The organism is Chryseobacterium sp. IT-36CA2 (genome assembly GCF_949767875.1).
GTDB lineage: Bacteria > Bacteroidota > Bacteroidia > Flavobacteriales > Weeksellaceae > Chryseobacterium.
Genome location: NZ_CATKPG010000023.1, coordinates 335,669 through 357,268, shown reverse-complemented (window position 1 = coordinate 357,268; position 21,600 = coordinate 335,669). Strand labels below are relative to the sequence as shown.

Below are 21,600 nucleotides of genomic sequence, written 5' to 3'. Positions count from 1 at the left end.
GTTTTTTCACCTCAAATAATCTATATTTGTTATTAATGAACGACGAACAGCTATTCCTGCTCATACAGAAGGCCAAGGATAAAGATCAGAAGGCCCAGACTAAACTCATTAATGTTTTTTGGGTGGACGTTTTCTCTTTTGTCATGAAAAAGGTAAGGGATGAAAATGATGCAGATGAAATCACCGTGAATGTTTTTTCAAAAGTATTGTCGAAGCTGGATATGTTCGATCCTCATTTTCAGTTCAAGACCTGGATTCTTACCATTGCTCAAAATACGGTTATTGATTTTTGGCGAAAAAAGAACCGCGAGAATGAAGACACTGTTGAAAATCTGGATGAAGTCAAAAATCAATATGCCAAATCTCCGGAGGAACTTCTGATTTCCGAAGAAGAGCAAAAGAAAATCATCAAAGCCATAGAATCTCTGGATGCCAACTATCAGGATATTATCAAGCTGAGATTTTTTGAAGAAAAAAGCATCAAAGAAATTGCCGATGAACTGGGGATTTCAGTTGCCAACACCAAAGTACGGGTAATGCGTGCCAAAAAAGTCTTAGCCGAACTGTTGAAAAATAATGAGTTTGATGATAATTAAGCTCAATAATTCAATACATACTATTCAATAGAAACGGGTTTTAACCCGTTTACTAAAAATGCAAATTCAAAATTGGCTTTAGCCAAAACTTAAAAATAAACCTCTTCTTTTGTTTTTGGAAGAATTATTTTTTGCTGTTTTTCCTGATTTCTGTTTTGCAGAGTAATCTTTAATCCTTTTTTAATGTAGCTTTCCTTTAAAGATTTACCATATTCAGCTGTATTTTCCACCTCTTTTGAATAGTTTAATTGCCCTGTTGAAAGATTGAAGTCTACTTCTTTCCAGTAATCACCGGGTCTTCCTGAAGTGGAGGAGGTTCCTATAAGTTCAAAATGTCCGTTCTGAAATCTATACTTATCTGTAACATCCCATTTCCAGCTGCTTCCGCCGTTTTGTGAAATGATCAGAATACCTTTTTCTATTTTTGTTTCTCCATAAGGATCACCCATCATGCCTCCACCATTGCTTTCCATAACTGCATTTCTGGATTTTTCAAGAATTGTCCATGCTCCGCTAACTTTTTTCAAAATCTGAATTTCACGGATGTTTCCCATATCAGTAGTATCCTTTGTATTGTAAATAATTATTTTTTCAGGAATTTTATCACCATCAAGATCTCCGTCTACCGTTTCAATGATCGAAGAACCTGCAGGCTGAAATTGTTTTTGGGCAAAGCAAAATGTTCCGTATATAACAGATAAAAGCAAGAATATTTTTCTCATAAGAATATTTTGAAGAGATAAATATACAAATGAAATTTGAATGATAAGTTTCATCAATATATCCGGTTGATGGTTTCCATTAAAAAATCCTTAACTTTGAACTTCAATTTTAGAAATGGAAAATTCAGTTCAAGACACTACCGTTCAAAAACCAAAATGGATCCGCGTAAAACTTCCTACCGGAAAGAATTACAGAGAGCTGAGAACATTGGTTGATAAATATAAATTAAATACAATTTGCCAAAGCGGAAGCTGCCCGAACATGGGAGAATGTTGGGGTGAAGGTACAGCTACTTTCATGATTTTAGGAAATATCTGTACTAGAAGCTGTGGATTCTGTGGCGTAAAAACAGGAAAACCACTGGACGTAAACTGGGACGAACCTGAAAAAGTGGCAAGATCCATCAAATTAATGAAGATCAAACATGCCGTTCTTACTTCTGTAGACCGTGATGATCTGAAAGATATGGGATCTATCCTTTGGGGAGAAACAGTGAATGCTGTAAGAAGAATTTCTCCGGGAACTACGATGGAAACTCTGATACCAGATTTTCAAGGGCTTACAAAACACCTTGACAGATTGGTAGATGTGGCTCCTGAAGTGATCTCTCACAATATGGAAACGGTAAAACGTTTGACCAGGGAAGTGAGAATCCAGGCAAAATATGAAAGAAGCCTTGAAGTATTAAGATATTTGAAAGAAGCCGGACAAAGAAGAACCAAAACAGGTGTTATGCTTGGATTAGGGGAAACGAGAGATGAGGTTTTCCAGACTATCGAAGATATCAGAAATGCCAACGTAGATGTGATCACACTTGGGCAATATCTGCAACCGACTAAAAAACATCTTCCGGTAAAGAAATTTATCACTCCTGAAGAATTTGATGAATTCGGAGATTTTGCAAGAAGTTTAGGTTTTAGACACGTTGAGAGTTCTCCACTCGTAAGAAGTTCTTACCATGCAGAAAAACATATTCACTAAAAATACAGACCGTTCAGCAATGAACGGTTTTTTTGTTTTTAGGTGACAGGTGAAAGATGACAGGTTGCAGGTTATAGGGATTAGGGACTGAAGGGAATAGCTTTATAATAGCGGCTGCCATCATTCCCATCCTTTGGAGGGGTGGCAAAAATTCTTTGAATTTTTGACGGGGTGGTTAATAAAACACTCACCAAAGTCTACTTAGCAAGTCGTATCCTTCGTAATCACCCCAATTCTTCCATTAATTTCAATCGGTCTGAAATGTTTCTTCTTGAATTCAGAAGGCGTTTCTCCCGTATGCTGCTTGAATAATTTATTAAAATAAGAAAGACTTTCAAAACCTACCTGAAAACATACTTCTGTCACAGACTGATCTTTCAGCAGGAATATTTTAGCCTGATTGATTCTGTAATTGTTGACAAAATCTGTAAAGGTCATATTCGTCTGCTTTTTAAAATACCGGCAGAAAGCAGGTGTACTAAGGCTCACCACTTTAGCCACTTCATTTACATTGGGTTTTCTGTCATAATTTTCGTGAATATAATCGTAGATGGTTCCCATTCTGATTTTATCATTCAGAAACCATTTAATTCGGGTATCTTCCTTGTTGAGTTCTTTTACTTCCGTAGAATCGGCGAGGATTTGCAGAATTTCAATCAATCCCATCAAAGATTCAAAGGAATTTTTATCTTTAACGGCCTGCAACTTTTTTACCACTATATTTTTGGTCTCTCCGGAAAATGAAAGCCCAAGATAGGAACGTTCCAGAAGATATTTAATATTTTCAAATTCAGGAACGGGAAGAATGATATCCTGAAGGAAACTTTCCCGCATCTGCAATACAAGTTGTTTGCATTCAGTCTGAATCCTATAATCAAAATTAAGATGAGGTACATTGGAACCAATCAGTAAAAGATCACTGTCTGTAAACCCTGAAATATTTTTTCCAACATGCCGGATTCCATTCACCGCTTCTACATATACAAGTTCAATTTCCGGATGATAATGCCAGAAAAAACAGTTTTTCAGAGAAGGGGCAAACAGCTTAAATGATTTCCCTTTTTCAAATTCAATAATTTCTTTCTGGATTTTCATTTTGTTCTGATTTGATTGTTTCTGAATTTAAAATTAAATAAAAAGGTTAATACGGAGCAAATTTTTATCATTCAAAGAGGTGTGAAATTCAAACTTTCTTTCGATTTTTGCACTTTCAAATTAAAGATACTCAGTGAGTCCTTTAATTTGAACGAAATTAATTCAGAAAAAAGATTTAGATACAATGAAGATTGATAAAAGAATAATACCACTGGCTATCGGTGGTTTAGGAATAGGAACTACGGAATTTACCGTTATGGGACTGTTGCCGGATATTGCCAAAACACTACAGATTACCATTCCGCAAGCCGGACATTTGATTTCTGCTTATGCAATGGGAGTAGTTATCGGAGCTCCAATTTTGATTGGATATTCCGTAAAATTTCCGCCGAAAAAAGTCCTGATGGCTTTTATGATCCTTTTTACGTTATTTAATGGCCTTTCTGCTATTGCTCCCGGGTACAACAGTATGCTGGCTATCCGTTTTATGTCCGGGCTTCCTCATGGAGCGTTCTTCGGAGTAGGAACGGTGGTAGCTTCAAGAATGGCTGGAAAAGGAAAAGAAGCCTTTTATATATCCATGATGTTTACAGGGCTCACGGTTGCCAACCTTGCAATGGTACCTCTGGTCACCTACATTGGGCATACCTTCCATTGGAGATTTTACTTCGCTATTGTAGCCGTTATTGGGCTTTTTGCTATCTTATTTTTAAAACTGTGGCTTCCACCGATGGAATCTAATCAGAATACCCATTTCATGGAAGAACTGAAATTCCTTAAAAATAAACAGTCGTGGCTGGTATTGGCTATAACTGCAATTGGATTTGGAGGATTGTTCACTTGGTTAAGCTATATTACACCTTTAATGACCGTTGTTGCAGGAATTAAAAGCAGTCAAATGGCTTATGTGATGGTTCTTGCGGGAGCCGGAATGGTAGTTGGAAATTTGGTTGGAGGAATTGTTTCAGATAAATTAGGTCCTGAAAAAACCTGCGCACTTTTGATTTTTCTGATGATGATTTCTCTTGGAGGTGTTTTTTTCCTTGCCGAACACCAGAATATGGCACTTATCCTGACTTTTATGTGTGGCGCTTTATCAATGTCTATCGCTTCACCCATCAATATCATGATGATGAAAGCTGCCCCGAAAAGCGAAATGATGGCTGCTGCTTTTATGCAGGCTGGTTTTAATATTGCTAATGCAATGGGAGCTTTCTTGGGCGGAATTCCTTTAGAATATGGTTACTCGTTCAATTATCCTTCACTGGTAGGGGTTGGGATGACCTTTATTGGAGTGATTATAAGTGTAAGATACATGTATCTGTACGGCTCTAAAACTCAAAATGAAGAAGAAGTGGCTGCAGAATGTGTTTCATGTGATAAATAAAAATGGGATTGATTCTATTTTAAACATAAAAAAGAGCCTGTTTCGGTAAGAAACAGGCTCTTTTTTTATAAAATAAGTTTTTTATGCTTCTACTTCGTCTCCATTTTTGCACCAGTAGAGCGCATTGTATAAATTTTCTTTAGGAAAAGACTTAAATTCTCCCGGCATCAGAACACTAAAAATACTGGTGAAATCACGTATGCCCTCCCTGTCTGTAACAATGGCTGAACGATTCCAGTTGGTAAGATTTTTTAATCCTAACAGCAAATCTTCAAGCCATGCTCCCACGGTAAAATTATCCAGATCGGTATCCAAATACAATAAATAATTCAGTTCACCGAATTGCTCTACCTTCTCTTTCACACGCGGAATGACCAATCTTTCAAAATCCTCTTTCGTTACCTCTCCCGTTGCATTAAATGCTGCAACATTCTCCGGAGCTTCTGGAATAATTGTTATCATAATAAATTTTTTTGGTGGTTTGAATTTAATATAACAACAATAATTACACCACAATTTGGGGAATAATTGTTAAAAAAGGTATAAATATTGTTATTTTGAATGTAAAATATTAATATGAATCTTAAATCTAATGAACCTTTTTGGCTTTTGAAAAACGGATTAATGGCATCGTATCCCTCTTTGAAATCAAATGAAGAATGTGATGTTCTCATCATAGGTGGCGGTATTACAGGAAGCCTGATTGCCCATCAGATGATAGAAGACGGACACAAAACAATTATTATTGATAAAAGAGAACTTTGTAATGGAAGTACTTCTGCAACTACCTCAATGCTCCAATACGAAATAGATGTTCCTTTATATAAACTGAAAGAAAAGATAGGTGAAAAAGGAGCTGTTCTGAGCTATAAAGCCTGCAGCGAAGCAATTGATACACTGGAAAAACTTTCACAACTGACTAAGTCCAGAGCAGGTTTCAAACGGAAAAAATCACTGTATTTTGCTTCAAAAAAGAAAGATGCAGAATGGCTGAAGAAAGAATACGAAGCCAGAAAGCAAAACGGATTCAATGTAGAATGGCTGGAAGCAAAGGATATTTTGGAAAAGTTTGAATTTGAGAATACCCATGGCGGAATTTTATCAAAACAGGGTGCCAGTATTGATGCCTTTCAGTTTGCCCATGAGCTGTTCATGCATAATGTAAAAAAAGGATTGAAAATATTTGATAAGACTGAAATGATAAAAGTTGAAGAACGTAAAGGTTTTAATCTGGTTACTGTAGACAATGGGTTTGAGATTAAGGCAAAAAAAATCATCTACTGTATTGGGTACGAAAGTAAAAACTTACTGAAAGAAAATTTTGTGAATCTGAAAAGCACTTATGCGGTTGTTTCTGAAATAGATAATGACAAGTTTAAAAATATCAGCAGTACATTAGTCTGGAATACTGATGATCCTTACCTCTACATGCGCACTACGGATGATGGAAGGCTTCTTATCGGAGGAGGAGATGAAGATTTTTATGATGCAGAAAAGCGGGATGCTATTTTGCATAAAAAAGAAAAAGAGATTCTGAAAAACCTTAACAAAATTAAACCTGATTATCATTTTTACACAGATTTTATCTGGGCAGGAACTTTCGGTGAAACTAAAGACGGACTTCCTTATATTGGCGAACATCAAAAATTTAAAAATTCTTTTTTTGTGCTGGGCTTTGGAGGCAATGGGATCACCTTTTCAGCAATTGGAATGGAAATGGCTTCCTTGTTTATGAAGAATAAAAAACATCCATTATCAAGGTATTTTAAATTTGGAAGATAAGTAATTGAATCTCTTTTTCTTTTGTATAAATACTATTTGTTTTGGATAAAATATCTTTTTTTCAATCTGCTCAATGATACCGGATGCATTCCCAGATAAGTTGCCAGATCTTTGGATTTTACCCGTAAAATTAATTTAGCGTCCTGATCAAGCAATTGTAAATATCTTTCTTCGGGAGTTAAGCTTACAAAAGAATAAAAGTTCTTGTACATGTCCATTGCTGTACTTTTCCAATACATTAAAAGAAGTCTTCCTATATTAGGATAGTCTTTAATTGCCTGCTCTAGCTTAAAATAATCAAGTAAAAACATGGTAGTTTCTTCTAATGTTTCATGGGTTAGTGTAGCAGGAGCCTGATGAGCCAGCACATCTATTGAACCATAAGGTTGGTTTTCATAAATAAACCAAACAGTTTTATCATTTTTATCATAAACCCGTATCAAACCAGTGATCACAATTCCCACATGGCCTATCTGTTCTCCCCGATGCAATACAATTTTATTTATTGGGAAGGTTACAAATTGAACCATTTCAAGTAACTTTTCTCGATCTCTGTCATCGAGAAAATCATTTTGCTCGAAATAGGCTGTAGTAAATTCATTAGATTTTATCATTTGTTGTTTTTTTGTAGAGCTAATATAAAATAGAAAAATGGATAGTGCCTCATTTAGGTAAGGGAAAATATAAATTTCCTAGTATATTAAACTTATTGAATGTATTTCTATTTACCTTAAATCAATTAAAAAACAGATTGTTTGAAAGAGCTTTTCTTTAAAGAGGAAGTAAGCTTGATTGCTTCTTAGAAAACTAAAAGTTTAAGCAGGTTTTATATAAATTATAGCTTTTAGCTCCAAATTTTATTCCTCTTCTTATCCGAATTCAGAATGAAGGATCAATTATCTGCAAACTGTTTTTGCACACAGATGGACTCAAGACAAAACGTCTTACAAAGCACATAAAACAAACATTCCCGATATAGAAACACTATTTTTTTCATAATTTAAGAAAACGGCTTGTGGATGAGAAACCGGATTTACTCTGTTATATTCAAAAAAAAAAACAATAACTGTTTGAAAATAAGATGGTAAAAAAATAAATTCTCAAAATAAAGTAAACAAATAACTGTCCTTTTGAAACGTATTTTGTTTGCCACTAGTTAAAAGTGGTTAAAAAAAAATATTATATTATTTTGTATATTATCTTTGAAAAATCAAAAAAAAAAATGAAAAAAATATTCGCTGCAGTCTTTCTTAGCTTAACATGTGCTTCATTTGCACAAACGGTGAATGATGTACCAATTAAAAATATTGATGTAGAATATATACAAATTGTTGGTATAGATCGCTTGTTTAGTAACAAAAAAACGGTAGACATAGATTTTGGACAAAATTCAAGATTCCTTTCCACTAAAGATGTAAGAATACTTGATGAAAAAGGGGAGACCGTAAAATTTAATTCGATGATTGATGCGCTTAATTTCATGTCTGCAAACGGATATGCTTTTCAGTTTGCCTATACTTCTTTTAAAAAAGACATTGAAGAAACACATTACATTTTAAAGAAAAAATAAGTAAAAAATTCCCAATGAAATTTCATTGGGAATTTTTAATATAATTAGAATTTATCTTGGAATTCCAGAAAACAATATTATCTAAAGTTTGAGGATTCTCCCTTCTGGAGAAATGATTATTATGGTTATTTTACTGCTGTCTCAAAATTTATATTAAATTCATAATTTCCAAAAACATTTCCTATAAGAATGACTAAAGACCCTTACTGTTCGTTTACAGAAGGATGTCTGTCATATATCAATTTCATCTATGATAGCTAAATCTGTAGAAATCTTCTGTATAGTAGATTTGGTCTGACCCTAAAGTGGAACTTCATTTTCCAAACTGTGTGATCCTGTATGCCAAAGTATGAGAAAAATGTCATGCTTTTATACTAAGGAATGTATTGCTCCAGAATCGAATCTATAATTTTTTTTTGCAGGAGCACACTGGATAGTGTTGCTAAGATTGATATTGTTGCATTATAATCAATCCTTTTTCTTCAGCCTCAGTGCTAGTAAATGTTGTTTCGCGATTACTAAATAAAGGATAAATGTGAAGGATGATATTAAAATCTTTCTTCATATCATGTATAAGAAATCCAGCTATTAATAGACTTATCATAAAAAAATATCATAATCTTTGAAATACTTTATTTATTAACACGTGTTAAAAATTAATTATCCTTTGTTAATAAATGCTTGATATTTCATTTTATGTGTTTTTTTATTGATAGGTTTAAATATATTTGGTAACGTATTTGACAAAAATATAATTGATAAGTTATTAAAAATTAAATATTTTTTTTCATTAGTTGTCTGGCGTTTTCATCATAGTCAGATATAATAAATGTGTTTGACCGCTTCGTAAGAGGCGGTTTTTAATACGTGTGATATGATTTTAGAGAGAGTATATTATTTCGCGAATAATCCGGCAAATAGCCGGATTATTCGTTGTTAAAAATTAATTTCTAATGAAATGTTCTTTTGCATTATCTGCTGTAATATTGAATCTGCATATCTTTTGGATATTTCACTTCGTAAGAGAAAATAATCTTCTCTGAACTTCCTGATCCAATGTTTTTATTCCATAAAATACTTCCGGTTTTTTCATCGGGAATTCCACCGGAAAGGTTGATTGTTTTTACCAAAATCTTAGAGTTTTCACTAATTGGAAGCTGATCAAGAACTTCAAGCTCAACATTTTCCTTCGTATTATTTCTGATGCTGATCTGGTAAGATTCTGTTTCCCATTTGTTAGAATTCATTGCTTTTTGAGAAGTTTTATCTTCAAGCTTGATTCTTTTTACCGTGATTCTTTCATCCACTCCAAGAGAAATCGGAAACTCATCTTTTACATAATTGCTTGTAATATTGGTTTTTCCGATATAATTATCTTCAAAATAGATATTGGCTTCTCCATTGATAAGGTTGAGATTCTGCCAGTTTTTCACAAAAGCCATCAGGAATACCTGATTATTAAGTTTCGGAACCGTATGGTATTTATAGGTAGCATCAACCTGTTTTTTATCCAGGATTACATATTGTTCCTTTTCCTGGCTTACAATGGTCTGATTGTAATTCAATTCATAAATCACATTCATCTGGCTGTCAGAAACTGTAGCTACCGGAATCTGGCTTGGTTTTGCAGCAACATCTTCTCTCATCTGATACGCATTAGCTGCTGAAATTTCCTTTTTAGATTTATAACCTGCAATTTCCATCTGAGAGTTATATGGCGTGTATTCTGCTACATAAAGCGGAGACAAAATCGGTCTGTCCTGATTGTATGAAGGTCTGTAAGTAGAGACAAACAATTTCACATTTTTCCAATCCTGTCCGGTTTTCTGATAAATTTTACCCTTATAAACCATTTCAAGAGGCTTTTTCACAGACTCTGCACGCAGGTCGTAAGAAGGAATCCACCCTGCATCAGAAACAATATAGCTTACTCCAAGATTCAGATTCGTTTCATGATCGGCAAGAATTTCCAGCAGAAGCTCTTTACGATTGGTATTTTTATGTGTTTGCTCTTCTGCAGACTGATTGTTGAGTTTTGCGATACTTTCATCCAGAACTGTTTTCTGTTCATTCAGAAGAAATACCTGATTATCAATTTCCAGCATTCTCTTTCTGTAAAACTCAGTAAGCTTAATCAGCTGTTCCTGCGGCGTAGATTTATCATTGGTAGAAACTTTTAAATTATCATTAATGATATGCTGTTCACCTGTCAGGTTTTTGATTTGGATATTCAGCAGGCTGACTTGTCTTTGGAGCTTTTTGGTTTCCGTTTCAAGCTTTTTTTCATTCTCCGACAGTTCATCGTTTTTCAAAAAATTGCTTTGAGGAGTAATAGAAAGAAGCGTTGTATTTTTTTCAAGATTGATTTTGTAGGTATTCTCATCCAGATTGTTGGGAAGGTTGACAATCTTCACAATATTTCTTCCTTTCTGAAGATTCACATTTGTACTTCCGAAAACCTTTGCTCCCTGTAGAAATACAGTGGCCTGTTTTACTTCAATTTCTTTTCTGATTTCCTGTGCTTTGAGAAAGGAAAACGAAAAGGTGATTAATATTAAAAAATAGCGTTTCATCGTTTATTATTTTAAATTCCTGAAGTAAAATTATCCCTATTTAAGGCTGGAAATCGGGAAACTTGGTGAAAAGGCAGTTTGACTTGGTGAGGCTGAAGAAGCTAAAAAAATAAAAGGCAGCTCCCTAAGAAACTGCCCTTTTAAATCTGTTATTTTAAAGGATTTCGTATTTTGTTTTGATACTGTATTTCAGCTTGATATTTTCAATATTATCAAAGGAGAAATCTACAGGAGCATCAGCCATTTCCATTTGAATATTGCTTGCTCTTCCTTTATAAGATGCAGGCATGATCATATCGCTGGTGTAGTCTTCTATCTCTACAATTTCAAGAGCATTTCCTGTTTTTTTTCCCATGCTTTCCAACAAATAATCAGCTTTTTCTTTAGCTGCTTTCAAAGCGTTGATCTTCACTGCTTTTCTGAAATCTGCAATTTTAGTATTCTTTACCTCCGCGATGTTCAGGCTGCTTACCCATTTTTGGTTCAAATCTTCAAAGATTTTGCTGAGACTTGATTTTGTGCTGGCTTTAAACTGATAGTTCTTAGAAAACTTAGCCGTTTTAGAATAGATATTCTGATACATTGATTTGAATTTAATATCCTCATTCTTTACTCCTGCATTTTTTAAAATATCAAATAACTTCTTTTCATTATCTGCCAGATCGTTTTTATTATCAGCTTTTATCCCGATGCTGAAGATAATTTCATCCGGTTCTACTTCCATTTCGGCAACGCCTGTTACTTCAATTGCGTTTTTCTTTACTTCCTGAGCATTTACAAAGCTTCCAAGGGTTAAAATTCCGATTAATAAAAAATGTTTCAATTTCATAATTTCCTGTTTTTAAATTTTTAATTCTGATGTAAAATTACACAGATCAGAAACCGGATTCCGGGAGACTTGGTGAAATGGAGTTTTCACTTGGTGAGCCTTTAAAAAAAGAAGAACGAGGTAAAAAAAGACTTTTGAACGGTTAAGATTTTTTAAGCCGTTAAGATGATGAAAAGATGTTTCACTTTATTTCTCTTTATTCTTTTTCAGATCATATTTTACGCTGAGGTTCATAATATATTGTATACCTACTTCAGGATCAGCATTATTGATGACCTTATCAAAACCTGTATAATCTGTACCGTCATAATAAAAGGTTTTTGATTTTCTTTCTTCCTTCTTTACATATCTGGTGTCATATCCATAGGTAACATTGGCACTTTCAAAAGCTGTATAATTTTGATATTGGCTTTTAGGGAAAACATATGTAAAACCTGATGTAGCTGTAGGAGTTCCAATAATTTCCTTTTTAAACAGTTTAAAATAGTTTTCCTTCTTTTTGTTAAAAACAGAATATGCTTCCTTGAGCAGATCTTCCTGAATGGTATCAATATCATTGCTGATATAATCTACTTTGATCACATCAAAAATCTGAAAATCGGAAGCTTCAGAGATTAGCTTTTCAATCATTGAGTGCTTGTTTACTGTAATAATGATATTTTTCTTGGTTTCAAATCCATCCATTTTCTGGGTGGTTGTCTGTGAGTCTTTATTGATGTTGTAATCATAGACTTTCGTCTGTGAAATAAAATCCACAAAAATAGCATCACTTTTGATTCCCATTGAAGATATTCTTTTGATAAAACCATTGATTCTCTTATTGATATTCTCCAGTGCAATCTTTGGAGTGTCGGCTTCCTCATTTAGTCCAAGGGTGATTTTATAACGGTCTGCAGGTTTATTCATCAATATTTTTACATTGACAATCAGTGTGGAGTCGTTGGTGAAATAACTATTGGTATTGTTAAATTCAGGGAGATTTTTGAGAGTGGAATAATCGGCATTATTTCTGTCTCTGTAGATTTGGTTTCCTCCCACCTGTGCTTTTGAAAGATTAAAAAAAGATGCAGCGATGATACAAAATGTAAATGTTAGTTTTTTCATGATTTTTAAATTTGAATTATTTTGCCTCAAACTTAGCCTTACGGTCACAGTATCAGAGACTCAACTTGGTGAAAAGGAGTTTTCACTTGGTGAATAGTTTTTGAGCAGACTATATATATGTATATCTTTGTTTTATGAAAATGCTTAAACTCTTTACGTTCTTTTCACTGACGCTTTGGGGAAGTACAATCTATTCCCAAACTACCAATAACAGTACTGCTGCTGTGGAAGAAGTGCAGATAGAAACAAAGAAGCTGAAAAAAGCAATGGATACGAAGAATGAACCCGCCCAGGCAGATTCATATTATAACATTGGGGAAACCTTTTTCAATGGCGGAAACTTTCCCAAAAGTGAAGAGTATTATACAAAAGCAAAAAATCTGTATGAAAAACTCAACGACAAACCCAATATTGAAAAAGCAACCCGCAGATTGGCCCAATCACAGGAAAAACAGAACAAAATAACACCTGCTATCAGTAACTATGGCAGAGCGGCACAAATGGGGTACAGTGAAAAAAGTAAAGCGGTGAATTCTAATGATGTGGCAAGACTTTCTTCTCCTACACCCGAACTTAAAGCAGAAGCAATCCAGAATAATATCAATCTGACTAAAAAGGAAAATGAACAGGGAGACCTTGCGGAAAGTTACAGTCAATTGGCAGATGTGAATTTAAAACAGAAAGATGTTTCCAGTGCTGAAGAAAATCTGAATACAGCGTATAAAATTTCCAAAAAAGAAGCACCTCAGCAAGCCCTTGCGATTAATCAGAAACTGGCGGATCTCTATGTAGAAAACAAAAACTTTGAGAAAGCTATTGAAGCTAAAAAGAAAGTGCTGAAAGAAGATTTCGTGAAAGAAAACTCACAGGAGAAAGTCAATCAGATTCAGGAGTTAGCGGATATTTATATTAAGAAAAATGATCCTAAGGAAGCCGTGGATCTATTGAAAAATGCCTACGAAATTGCTTTGGACAAAGGCCATACGCTGGAAGCACAGAGAAGTGTAAAAAAACTGGACAGTCTTTATGCCATTTCAGGAAATGTAGATGCATCAGTTCAGCTTTACAGAGACTTTTTGGGAAAATTTCCAAATCTCGTTTCCAAAGACAGAAGCCTGGTAGATAATAAAATCCTGGAAGATACAGAACAGCGAATTTCACAGCTGGAAAAAGAAAAAGGGTTGAAAGACGAACTTATCAGAAAAAAGAATGTCTTCAATTATACTTTGATCGGAGCTTTGATATTGCTGACCGGATTAATTATTTTTATTTTCAGAACACTGAAAAAGGTGCAGACAAAAAATAAGAAAATAGCCCTTCAGTCGCTTCGTAGAGAAATGAATCCTCATTTTATTTTTAATAGTTTAAATAGTGTCAATCACTTCATCGCAACTAATAATGAACTGGAAGCGAATCAGTATCTGACAAAATTCTCCAAGCTGATGCGTGGGGTAATGGAAAATTCCACGGAAGATTTTATTCCTTTTCAGCAGGAACTGGATCCCCTTCAGAGTTATCTTGCCCTAGAAAAGACACGTTTTGCAGATAAATTCGATTATGAAATTGAAGTAGATGAAAGTCTGAATATGCAAAATCTACAAGTTCCGGGAATGCTGATACAGCCGTTTCTGGAAAATGCCGTCTGGCATGGGCTCCGTTACAGAGCTGACAAGGGGTTTCTAAAATTGAGCTTTGAGAAAAGTGAATCTCATCTGAAGATCCTTATTGAAGACAACGGAATAGGAATCGAAGAAAGTAAAAAGCAAAAAACCCAGCATCAAAAGACCAGAGAGGGCAGAGGAATGAAAAATACACTGGAAAGAATTCAACTCCTGAATGATCTGTACAAAAAAGATATCAGCTGTTCTGTAAAGGACAAGGAAAATAGCAGTGGTGTTTTGGTAACAATCCGGATCAATCTGGTATAAACTGACAGGGGATTACTGTTTATAAATTAGTGAAGATTTAGGTAAATAAAAAGGCATATGCTTTGTATGTTTTGGGTCTGATTGTACGATTGGTTAAATATTACTAATTTGCATCTGTAACCTACACACTGCCACCTAATATCTATTCAAATGAAAATAAAAGCCGTAATTGTAGATGATGAGCTCATAGCAAGAGAAGTTTTACGAAACTATCTGACCAAATACTGTCCGCAGGTGGAAATTCTTGGCGAAGCTGAAAATATCAAAGAAGCTGTTCCGCTAATCGCTGAAAAACAACCTCAATTAGTCTTTCTGGATGTTGAAATGCCTTTTGGAAATGCTTTTGATGTTCTGGAAGCAACCAAAGATTTCTCCTATGAAACCATTTTCATTACTGCATTTTCGCAATATTCTTTGCAGGCTTTAAACAAGTCAGCAAGTTATTATATTTTAAAGCCTATTGATATTCAGGAACTGATTCTTGCAGTCAATAAAGTGGCTGAAAGTCTTGAGAAAAAAGATGAGCTCAACCGAAACAAAATTCTTCTTGAAAACCTGAAGTTAAAACCGGAAAAACAACAATTGATTTTGCCTACACTACAGGGATTTGACGTCGTAAAGACCGAAGATATCGTAAGGCTTCAGGCGGATGGAAACTTTACGCAGGTATACCTTACAGATGGCTCAAAGAAGATGGTATGCCGTTTTTTGAAACACTTTGATGACCTTCTGGAAAACCCGTTTGTAAGAGTTCACCGTTCCCATATTATCAATACAGGTTTTGTAAAATCCTATCATAAAAGCGGAACTGTAATGCTGTCTGATGATACGGAAATTGAAGTTTCAGGAAGCTTTAAAGATAATTTCCTGAAAGTATTTTCTTAGAATTTATTGTATCTTTAACAGACTTAAGGCATTATTTTTGAAGTTTTTATAATAACACCAAAATATTCCTGTCATGAAAACCATTCATAAAATTATACTTCCCGTTTCCCTGGGAGCATTGGGTCTTATCGTTTTCAACTCTTATTCTGTAAGAATTCCCAGAGGAGCATCTGCTGTAAAGAATTTTGATCTTAAAAAATACCTTGGCAGATGGTATGAGATCGCCCGTTTTGATTACAGGTTCGAGAAAAATATGGATAACGTTACTGCAGAATATTCCGAGAATCCGGATGGAACGGTTCAGGTCAGAAATAAAGGGTATGATTACGTTAAAAAAGTATGGAACGAATCCATCGGGGAAGCAAAATTTGTAAAAGATCCGAAAGAAGCCCGGTTGAAAGTTTCATTTTTTAAACCCATTTGGGCAGGCTATAATGTCATAGATATTGATGAAGACTATCAATATGCTCTGGTAGCTGGAAGCAGCTTAAAATATTTGTGGATTCTTTCCCGTACTACCAACATTCCTGAAAGCATCCGTCAGCGTTTCATTCAAAAAGCAAAAAAAATCGGATATAATACCGATGAACTGATCTGGGTGAAGCATAATTAATATAAAAAGCGAAGAAAAAACAATTTTCTTCGCTTTTAGTTTTTTAACTTTTAATATACTCTTTCCATTCCTCAAAACGGTGATCAATAACCTGTTTCATAAGATCATAGTTTTCGTACGTGTCCTCGATGTGATAGAAAGTTTCGTACTCGTAGTCATTTTCCTCTGCTTTACCATCAAAAAGATTTACATAATCATCAGCAAATGAGCTGTATCTGTTTCCGAAGTCCGTATCGTCTGCATAATAATCTTTTGCAAAAAGATTTCCTAATTCATTCAGATCATATTCGGAAAATTTCCCGTCGCAGGAATCCATAATGAACTCTGCGCCAGTAATTTCTCTTCGCTTTACTTTTTCTATTTCCTCTTCATTATCTTCTTTCAGTTCATCTGAAATCAGATTGTTATGAATACACCAGTTCAGGAACATTCCTGTGTGGGTTGCCCCATTTTTCTGAGGAAGTCCTTCCGGAAAATCACCGCCATAATGCCATGAAGCATCATCATATTTAGACATAATTCTTGTTGTAGTTTTAGATAATTTCGTCAAAAATAGAAAAAATCAATTTATATTGCCGCTGCCACAGAATTTTCCGTCATTTGCATAGAATTTTTTTCAACAAAAAAACATATGGAAAATGCTGTTCTGGTTACTATCGGTGATGAGATCCTTTCTGGAAACACGGTAGATACCAATTCTAATTTTATTGCTACAGAACTTAAAAATGTAGGGATAAAAGTTATTCAGATTCTTACGATCTCAGACGAAATTGAAACCATTAAAAATACATTAAGCACAGCCTTTGAAACTGGAGACTTAGTGATTACAACGGGTGGATTGGGGCCAACGAGAGATGACAAAACCAAAAAAGCACTGGCAGAATACTTTAATGATGAAATTGCTTTGGATGAGGTTACTTTCAACCATCTGAAAGGTTATATGGAAAGAAGAGGACGAGCAGATATTCTGGAGAGAAACAAAGAACAGGCTTTTGTTCCTACCAAGTCCATTGTTTTTCAAAACCATTACGGAACTGCTCCATGCATGATGATGGAACAGGAAGGAAAATTGTGCTATAGTCTTCCGGGGGTTCCTTATGAGGTGAAACCACTCATTAAAGATCAGATCATTCCTTATTTGCAGAAAAGGTTCAAACTTCATTATATCCATACCAGAATTGTTTCTGTAGTAGGAATTCCTGAGAGTATTCTTGCAGACAAAATTGAAGAATGGGAACTGGCGCTTCCAGAAAATATTGCATTGTCTTATCTTCCCGTTGGAACTCGTGTAAAGCTTCGTCTGACGGCTTCCGGTGAGAATGAAGAACAGTTGAAACAAAGAACAGAAGAAGAAATACAAAAACTGCTTCCTTTGGTAGAAGGCCACGTTATTGCAGTATCTGAAGATAAAATTGAAAACATTCTGGCAGAAATGCTTACCGAAAGAAAGCTGACGATTTCGACCGCAGAGAGTTGTACAGGGGGCGAACTGGCAAAAATGATCACTTCGGTTTCCGGCAGTTCAAAATATTTCCTTGGCGGAATGGTAGCCTATGCCACTGAGAAAAAAGTTAAAATTTTAAATGTTTCCAAAGAAACCGTAGACCAGTTTACGGTAGTGAGTGAACAGGTGGCACAGGAAATGGCCAAAGGATGTCAGGAACTGTTTGAAACTCATATTTCCCTTTCTACAACAGGCGTTGCAGGACCTGGAAAAGGAGAGGACGGTAAAGATGTGGGAACAGTTTACTACACCATCAGGATTAATGATCAGGAAGTAACCTCAAAATTATACATGCCCCATCTGGAAAGAGTAGACTTTATGGATTTTGTTTCCCAAAAAGTGATTCAGGATTTGGTAGGCCTTCTTGTAAACAGTTAACTACAATACTTTATTTTTAATTTTTTTTTAATTAATTTTAGTATAGTTTTTCACACTTTTTGAAAGCCCTTCAATAAATTTCAAAAATCGTGGAAAATTCCAAACAGATTTTTCAGACCAGCAGCAAAAAACGCTGGAAAAGTGTACAATGGGGAAGCCGTGTTTTTATCTTTATAGGAATACTGCTTCTGCTTGCTTTAGGTCTGATGATGACCCTGGACAGAAGTCCTAAAATTCCTTTTAAAGAAGACTATAAAGCCGTTATTACAGCCAATAAACCTTATCTTCAGGAGAATAAAATTTCCAAAGAATACAAAGGTTTCAGAAGTTTTATTTCTGAAAAAACAATCCATACCAGCCTCGATAAAATTGAGAAGGCAAGACAAGAAAGATACAAAAATCAAAACCGAAACTGGACTCAGTTTCCGGGAGGAATCCGGTCTGCCTTTTATGTGGCATGGGATCCTCAGTCACTGATGTCTCTGAAAAGAAATATCAGACATGTCAATCTTGTTTTTCCTGAATGGTTTTTCCTTGATCCGAAAACAGGTGATCTGAAAACCAATGTGGATCCGGAAGGATATAAAGTGATCAAAAGAACAGGAGTTGCAGCCATGCCGATGCTGAGTAACAATTCAGACAGAGAGTTCCGTTCAGAGGGATTGGTGAAAGTTTTGAATGATCCGCAGAAAAGAACTCATTTGATTCAAAAGATTACCCAGCAATGTCAAAAATATCATTTCAAAGGAATTAATATTGACTTTGAAGATATGAACCTGAATTCTGATGAAAATCTGATTGCCTTTATGAAAGAGCTTTCAGAAACCTTCAAAAAGAATCAGTTGCTGGTGACCATGGATATTATGACGGATAATGATGATTACAATATCCCAAAACTGAATCCTTATGTAGATTATTTTGTACTGATGGCTTATGACGAATATTCTGCAGGAAGTGATGCAGGTCCGGTTTCTTCCCAAAAATGGATCGAGGAACAGACTGGGAAAATCGTAAAACAAGTTTCTCCGCAAAAAATTATTCTGGGGTTAGGAGCCTATGGCTACGACTGGAGTTCCAATAAGGATGACAATACTTCTGTTACTTACATGCAGGCGATTACCAAAGCCAGTGCCAGTAAAGCGGTTATTGATTTTAATGACAATACGTTTAATTTAAATTATTCTTATACGGATTCTAAGAACTTGACTCACACTGTATTTTTCAATGATGCAGCTTCTATTTTCAATACAATGCGTTTCTCTTCAGAGTATCCTTTGGCAGGAACAGCACTCTGGAGACTCGGAAGTGAGGACAGTAGAGTCTGGAATTTTTATGATAAAGATCTTACGTTTGCCGGTCTTTCCAAGTTAAATTTAAAAACACTGGAGAATGTGAAAGGACAGACCATGGTGGATTACATCGGAGACGGAGAAGTATTAGATGTTTTGAATACTCCTCATGACGGAAAAATTGCTCTGGAAATTGATCCGAAAGAGAAAATTATCACAGACGAGAATTATATTACCTATCCAAGTTCTTATGAAGTTAAAAAATATGGAAGTGCCCCTCAGAAAGAACTCGTCCTCACTTTTGATGACGGTCCGGATGAAACGTACACTCCGCAGGTATTGGATGTTTTATCTAAATACCATGTTCCGGCAGCTTTCTTCTTGGTAGGATTAAATGCCGAAAAAAACCTTCCGCTCGTTAAAAGAATTTATCGTGAAGGACATGAAATAGGAAATCACACCTTTACTCATGAAAATGTGGCCAAAGTAAGCCCTGAAAGAGCTTTGCTGGAAATGAAACTGACAAGACTATTGATTGAATGTATCACAGGCCACAGTACTATTCTGTTCAGAGCTCCATACAATGCAGACTCGGAGCCTACCACTTCAGAAGAGATTATCCCTGTTGCTTTGGCAAGACAGCAGAACTATCTTGATATTGGAGAAAATATAGACCCAGAAGACTGGCAGCCGGGAATAAAAGCAGATGAAATTGTAAAGCGTGTAATGGCCGGAATCAAACAGGAGAGAGGGAATATCATTCTTCTTCATGATGCGGGTGGTGATACCAGAGAAGAAACCGTAAAAGCTTTAAAAATTCTGATTCCTACTCTTCAGAAACAAGGCTATCATTTTACCAACCTGACCAATATTTTGCATAAAAGTAGAAGTGAGCTGATGCCTGAAGTTCCCAAAACAAGATCGTATTATATCATGCAGCTGAACCTTGTATTGGCTACTGTTATCTACGGAATAAGTCATTTCCTGGTTGCATTGTTTACCATTTTCATTGTGTTAGGACTGATTAGATTACTGCTGATGGCATACTGGGCTTTTAAAGAAAGAAAAAAAGAGAAAAAACTGGGTGGATTTCCGGTGTTGGAATCCTATCCAAAGGTTTCAATTATTGTTCCTGCTTATAATGAAGAAGTGAATATTGTCTCTTCTTTGCAGAATTTGTTGAAACAGACTTACCCAAATTTTAATATTATTATGGTAGATGACGGAAGTAAAGATTCTACTTATGAAAAAGCATTGGAAGCATTTCCGGATCATCCAAAATTGAGAATCTTCACCAAAGGAAACGGTGGAAAAGCCACTGCCCTGAATTTTGGAATATCACAGACCGATGCGGAATATGTTGTGTGTATTGATGCCGATACCAAGCTGCAGCAGGATGCGGTGAAATATATGATTGCAAGATTTTTAAATTCAGATCCGGAAGAAAAAATTGCTGCTGTTGCAGGAAATGTAAAAGTAGGAAACAGAGTCAACTGGCTTACCAAGTGGCAGGCTATAGAATATACAACAAGCCAGAATTTTGACAGACTTGCGTATGCTCATATCAATGCTATTACCGTAATTCCGGGAGCTATCGGAGCATTTAAAAGATCTGTAATTATTGAAGCAGGAGGTTATTCGTCCGATACTCTGGCAGAAGATTGTGATATTACCGTGAAAATATTAAAAGCTGGATATACAGTTGCCAACGAAAACAGAGCTGTTGCAGTTACAGAAGCACCTGAAACAACGAAACAGTTTTTAAAACAACGTTTCCGCTGGACCTACGGAATCATGCAGATGTTCTGGAAACAGAGACAGACTTTCCTTAACCCCAAATATAAAGGATTGGGACTTTGGGCAATGCCAAATATTTTATTATTCCAATACATTATACCATTTTTCTCGCCATTGGCAGACGTGATTATGTTCTTTGGAATCCTATCCGGAAACGGAGGTAAAATATTTACCTATTATCTGATCTTCCTTTTAGTGGATGCTTCATTAGCTTTAATAGCATTCATCATGCAGCGGGAAAAACTGATTAATCTGTTGTATGTTATTCCACAGAGATTCGGGTATAGATGGCTGATGTATATTGTATTATTTAAAAGTTTAAGAAAAGCATTGAAAGGCGAAATGCAGTCCTGGGGATTCCTGAAAAGAACCGGGAATGTAAAAGAGATAGCAACTTCTTAGATAAAGCTATAGGTGGGAAAAGTGAGGCTGGAAGTAACTTTTATTTTATCATTACTGAGGACTATAATAAAATTACTTTTAAAAAATAGGATTACAGTTATGTTATCATTTTTTACGATTTTTATAACTTCCAGCTTCCTCCCCAGCTTCCATCTTTTATACAT

General features: G+C 35.3%; 18 protein-coding genes. 10 read left to right on the top strand and 8 right to left on the bottom strand.

Annotated elements, in window-relative coordinates; genetic code table 11:
• Positions 1 to 35 precede the first annotated feature (35 nt).
• Positions 36 to 596 carry an RNA polymerase sigma factor gene (locus ACM6F9_RS18535; protein ID WP_414847072.1) on the top strand — a complete coding sequence of 187 codons (561 nt, stop codon included), beginning with the start codon at positions 36 to 38 and terminating at the stop codon, positions 594 to 596.
• 89 nt (positions 597 to 685) lie between these two features.
• Here the strand turns inward: ACM6F9_RS18535 and ACM6F9_RS18530 are convergent, their stop codons facing one another.
• The gene (locus ACM6F9_RS18530; RefSeq protein WP_414847071.1) at positions 686 to 1,318 is read right to left on the bottom strand and encodes a hypothetical protein; all 633 of its coding nucleotides are present in this window, start codon (positions 1,316 to 1,318) and stop codon (positions 686 to 688) included.
• Between the two features lie 115 nt (positions 1,319 to 1,433).
• Here ACM6F9_RS18530 and lipA point away from each other — a divergent pair, with 115 nt between their 5' ends.
• Positions 1,434 to 2,300, top strand: coding sequence for a lipoyl synthase (lipA, locus tag ACM6F9_RS18525; protein ID WP_103293508.1), 867 nt, complete (start codon positions 1,434 to 1,436; stop codon positions 2,298 to 2,300).
• Positions 2,301 to 2,501: 201 nt separating this feature from the next.
• Here lipA and ACM6F9_RS18520 read toward each other — a convergent pair whose 3' ends face one another.
• Complete coding sequence (locus ACM6F9_RS18520) at positions 2,502 to 3,395, bottom strand: AraC family transcriptional regulator (protein WP_414847070.1); 894 nt, start codon at positions 3,393 to 3,395, stop codon at positions 2,502 to 2,504.
• A gap of 184 nt (positions 3,396 to 3,579) precedes the next feature.
• On the opposite strand from ACM6F9_RS18520, the gene ACM6F9_RS18515 reads away from it, so the two are divergent.
• Positions 3,580 to 4,782 carry an MFS transporter gene (locus ACM6F9_RS18515; RefSeq protein WP_414847069.1) on the top strand — a complete coding sequence of 401 codons (1,203 nt, stop codon included), beginning with the start codon at positions 3,580 to 3,582 and terminating at the stop codon, positions 4,780 to 4,782.
• Positions 4,783 to 4,863: 81 nt separating this feature from the next.
• On the opposite strand, the gene ACM6F9_RS18510 is transcribed toward ACM6F9_RS18515, so the two are convergent.
• Complete coding sequence (locus ACM6F9_RS18510) at positions 4,864 to 5,244, bottom strand: STAS/SEC14 domain-containing protein (RefSeq protein ID WP_414847068.1); 381 nt, start codon at positions 5,242 to 5,244, stop codon at positions 4,864 to 4,866.
• A gap of 114 nt (positions 5,245 to 5,358) precedes the next feature.
• Here ACM6F9_RS18510 and ACM6F9_RS18505 point away from each other — a divergent pair, with 114 nt between their 5' ends.
• Complete coding sequence (locus ACM6F9_RS18505) at positions 5,359 to 6,564, top strand: NAD(P)/FAD-dependent oxidoreductase (protein WP_414847067.1); 1,206 nt, start codon at positions 5,359 to 5,361, stop codon at positions 6,562 to 6,564.
• 32 nt (positions 6,565 to 6,596) lie between these two features.
• On the opposite strand, the gene ACM6F9_RS18500 is transcribed toward ACM6F9_RS18505, so the two are convergent.
• Positions 6,597 to 7,178, bottom strand: coding sequence for a Crp/Fnr family transcriptional regulator (locus tag ACM6F9_RS18500; protein WP_414847066.1), 582 nt, complete (start codon positions 7,176 to 7,178; stop codon positions 6,597 to 6,599).
• A gap of 608 nt (positions 7,179 to 7,786) precedes the next feature.
• On the opposite strand from ACM6F9_RS18500, the gene ACM6F9_RS18495 reads away from it, so the two are divergent.
• Complete coding sequence (locus ACM6F9_RS18495) at positions 7,787 to 8,134, top strand: hypothetical protein (RefSeq protein WP_414847065.1); 348 nt, start codon at positions 7,787 to 7,789, stop codon at positions 8,132 to 8,134.
• Positions 8,135 to 9,105: 971 nt separating this feature from the next.
• Here ACM6F9_RS18495 and ACM6F9_RS18490 read toward each other — a convergent pair.
• The 3 genes from ACM6F9_RS18490 to ACM6F9_RS18480 all read right to left on the bottom strand — a co-directional run bounded on the left by ACM6F9_RS18490 (position 9,106) and on the right by ACM6F9_RS18480 (position 12,640).
• Complete coding sequence (locus ACM6F9_RS18490) at positions 9,106 to 10,707, bottom strand: DUF4139 domain-containing protein (protein WP_414847064.1); 1,602 nt, start codon at positions 10,705 to 10,707, stop codon at positions 9,106 to 9,108.
• A gap of 154 nt (positions 10,708 to 10,861) precedes the next feature.
• Positions 10,862 to 11,536 (bottom strand): SIMPL domain-containing protein, encoded by a 675-nt coding sequence (locus ACM6F9_RS18485; protein ID WP_414847063.1) that lies wholly within the window; start codon positions 11,534 to 11,536, stop codon positions 10,862 to 10,864.
• A gap of 186 nt (positions 11,537 to 11,722) precedes the next feature.
• On the bottom strand, positions 11,723 to 12,640 hold the full coding sequence (locus ACM6F9_RS18480; protein WP_414847062.1) for an SIMPL domain-containing protein: 918 nt from the start codon (positions 12,638 to 12,640) through the stop codon (positions 11,723 to 11,725).
• 134 nt (positions 12,641 to 12,774) lie between these two features.
• On the opposite strand from ACM6F9_RS18480, the gene ACM6F9_RS18475 reads away from it, so the two are divergent.
• From ACM6F9_RS18475 to ACM6F9_RS18465, 3 genes are all read left to right on the top strand, one after another.
• Positions 12,775 to 14,568 (top strand): histidine kinase, encoded by a 1,794-nt coding sequence (locus tag ACM6F9_RS18475; protein WP_414847061.1) that lies wholly within the window; start codon positions 12,775 to 12,777, stop codon positions 14,566 to 14,568.
• Positions 14,569 to 14,718: 150 nt separating this feature from the next.
• Positions 14,719 to 15,453, top strand: coding sequence for a LytR/AlgR family response regulator transcription factor (locus ACM6F9_RS18470; protein ID WP_414847060.1), 735 nt, complete (start codon positions 14,719 to 14,721; stop codon positions 15,451 to 15,453).
• Between the two features lie 73 nt (positions 15,454 to 15,526).
• Complete coding sequence (locus ACM6F9_RS18465; protein ID WP_414847059.1) at positions 15,527 to 16,066, top strand: lipocalin family protein; 540 nt, start codon at positions 15,527 to 15,529, stop codon at positions 16,064 to 16,066.
• 43 nt (positions 16,067 to 16,109) lie between these two features.
• Here the strand turns inward: ACM6F9_RS18465 and ACM6F9_RS18460 are convergent, their stop codons facing one another.
• Entirely contained in the window at positions 16,110 to 16,583 is a 474-nt protein-coding gene (locus ACM6F9_RS18460) for a hypothetical protein (protein ID WP_414847058.1), read from the bottom strand.
• Between the two features lie 114 nt (positions 16,584 to 16,697).
• Here ACM6F9_RS18460 and ACM6F9_RS18455 point away from each other — a divergent pair, with 114 nt between their 5' ends.
• Both ACM6F9_RS18455 and ACM6F9_RS18450 read left to right on the top strand, forming a co-directional pair.
• The gene (locus ACM6F9_RS18455) at positions 16,698 to 17,948 is read left to right on the top strand and encodes a CinA family nicotinamide mononucleotide deamidase-related protein (RefSeq protein WP_414847057.1); all 1,251 of its coding nucleotides are present in this window, start codon (positions 16,698 to 16,700) and stop codon (positions 17,946 to 17,948) included.
• Between the two features lie 89 nt (positions 17,949 to 18,037).
• Entirely contained in the window at positions 18,038 to 21,436 is a 3,399-nt protein-coding gene (locus ACM6F9_RS18450) for a polysaccharide deacetylase family protein (protein WP_414847056.1), read from the top strand.
• Positions 21,437 to 21,600: the final 164 nt, after the last annotated feature.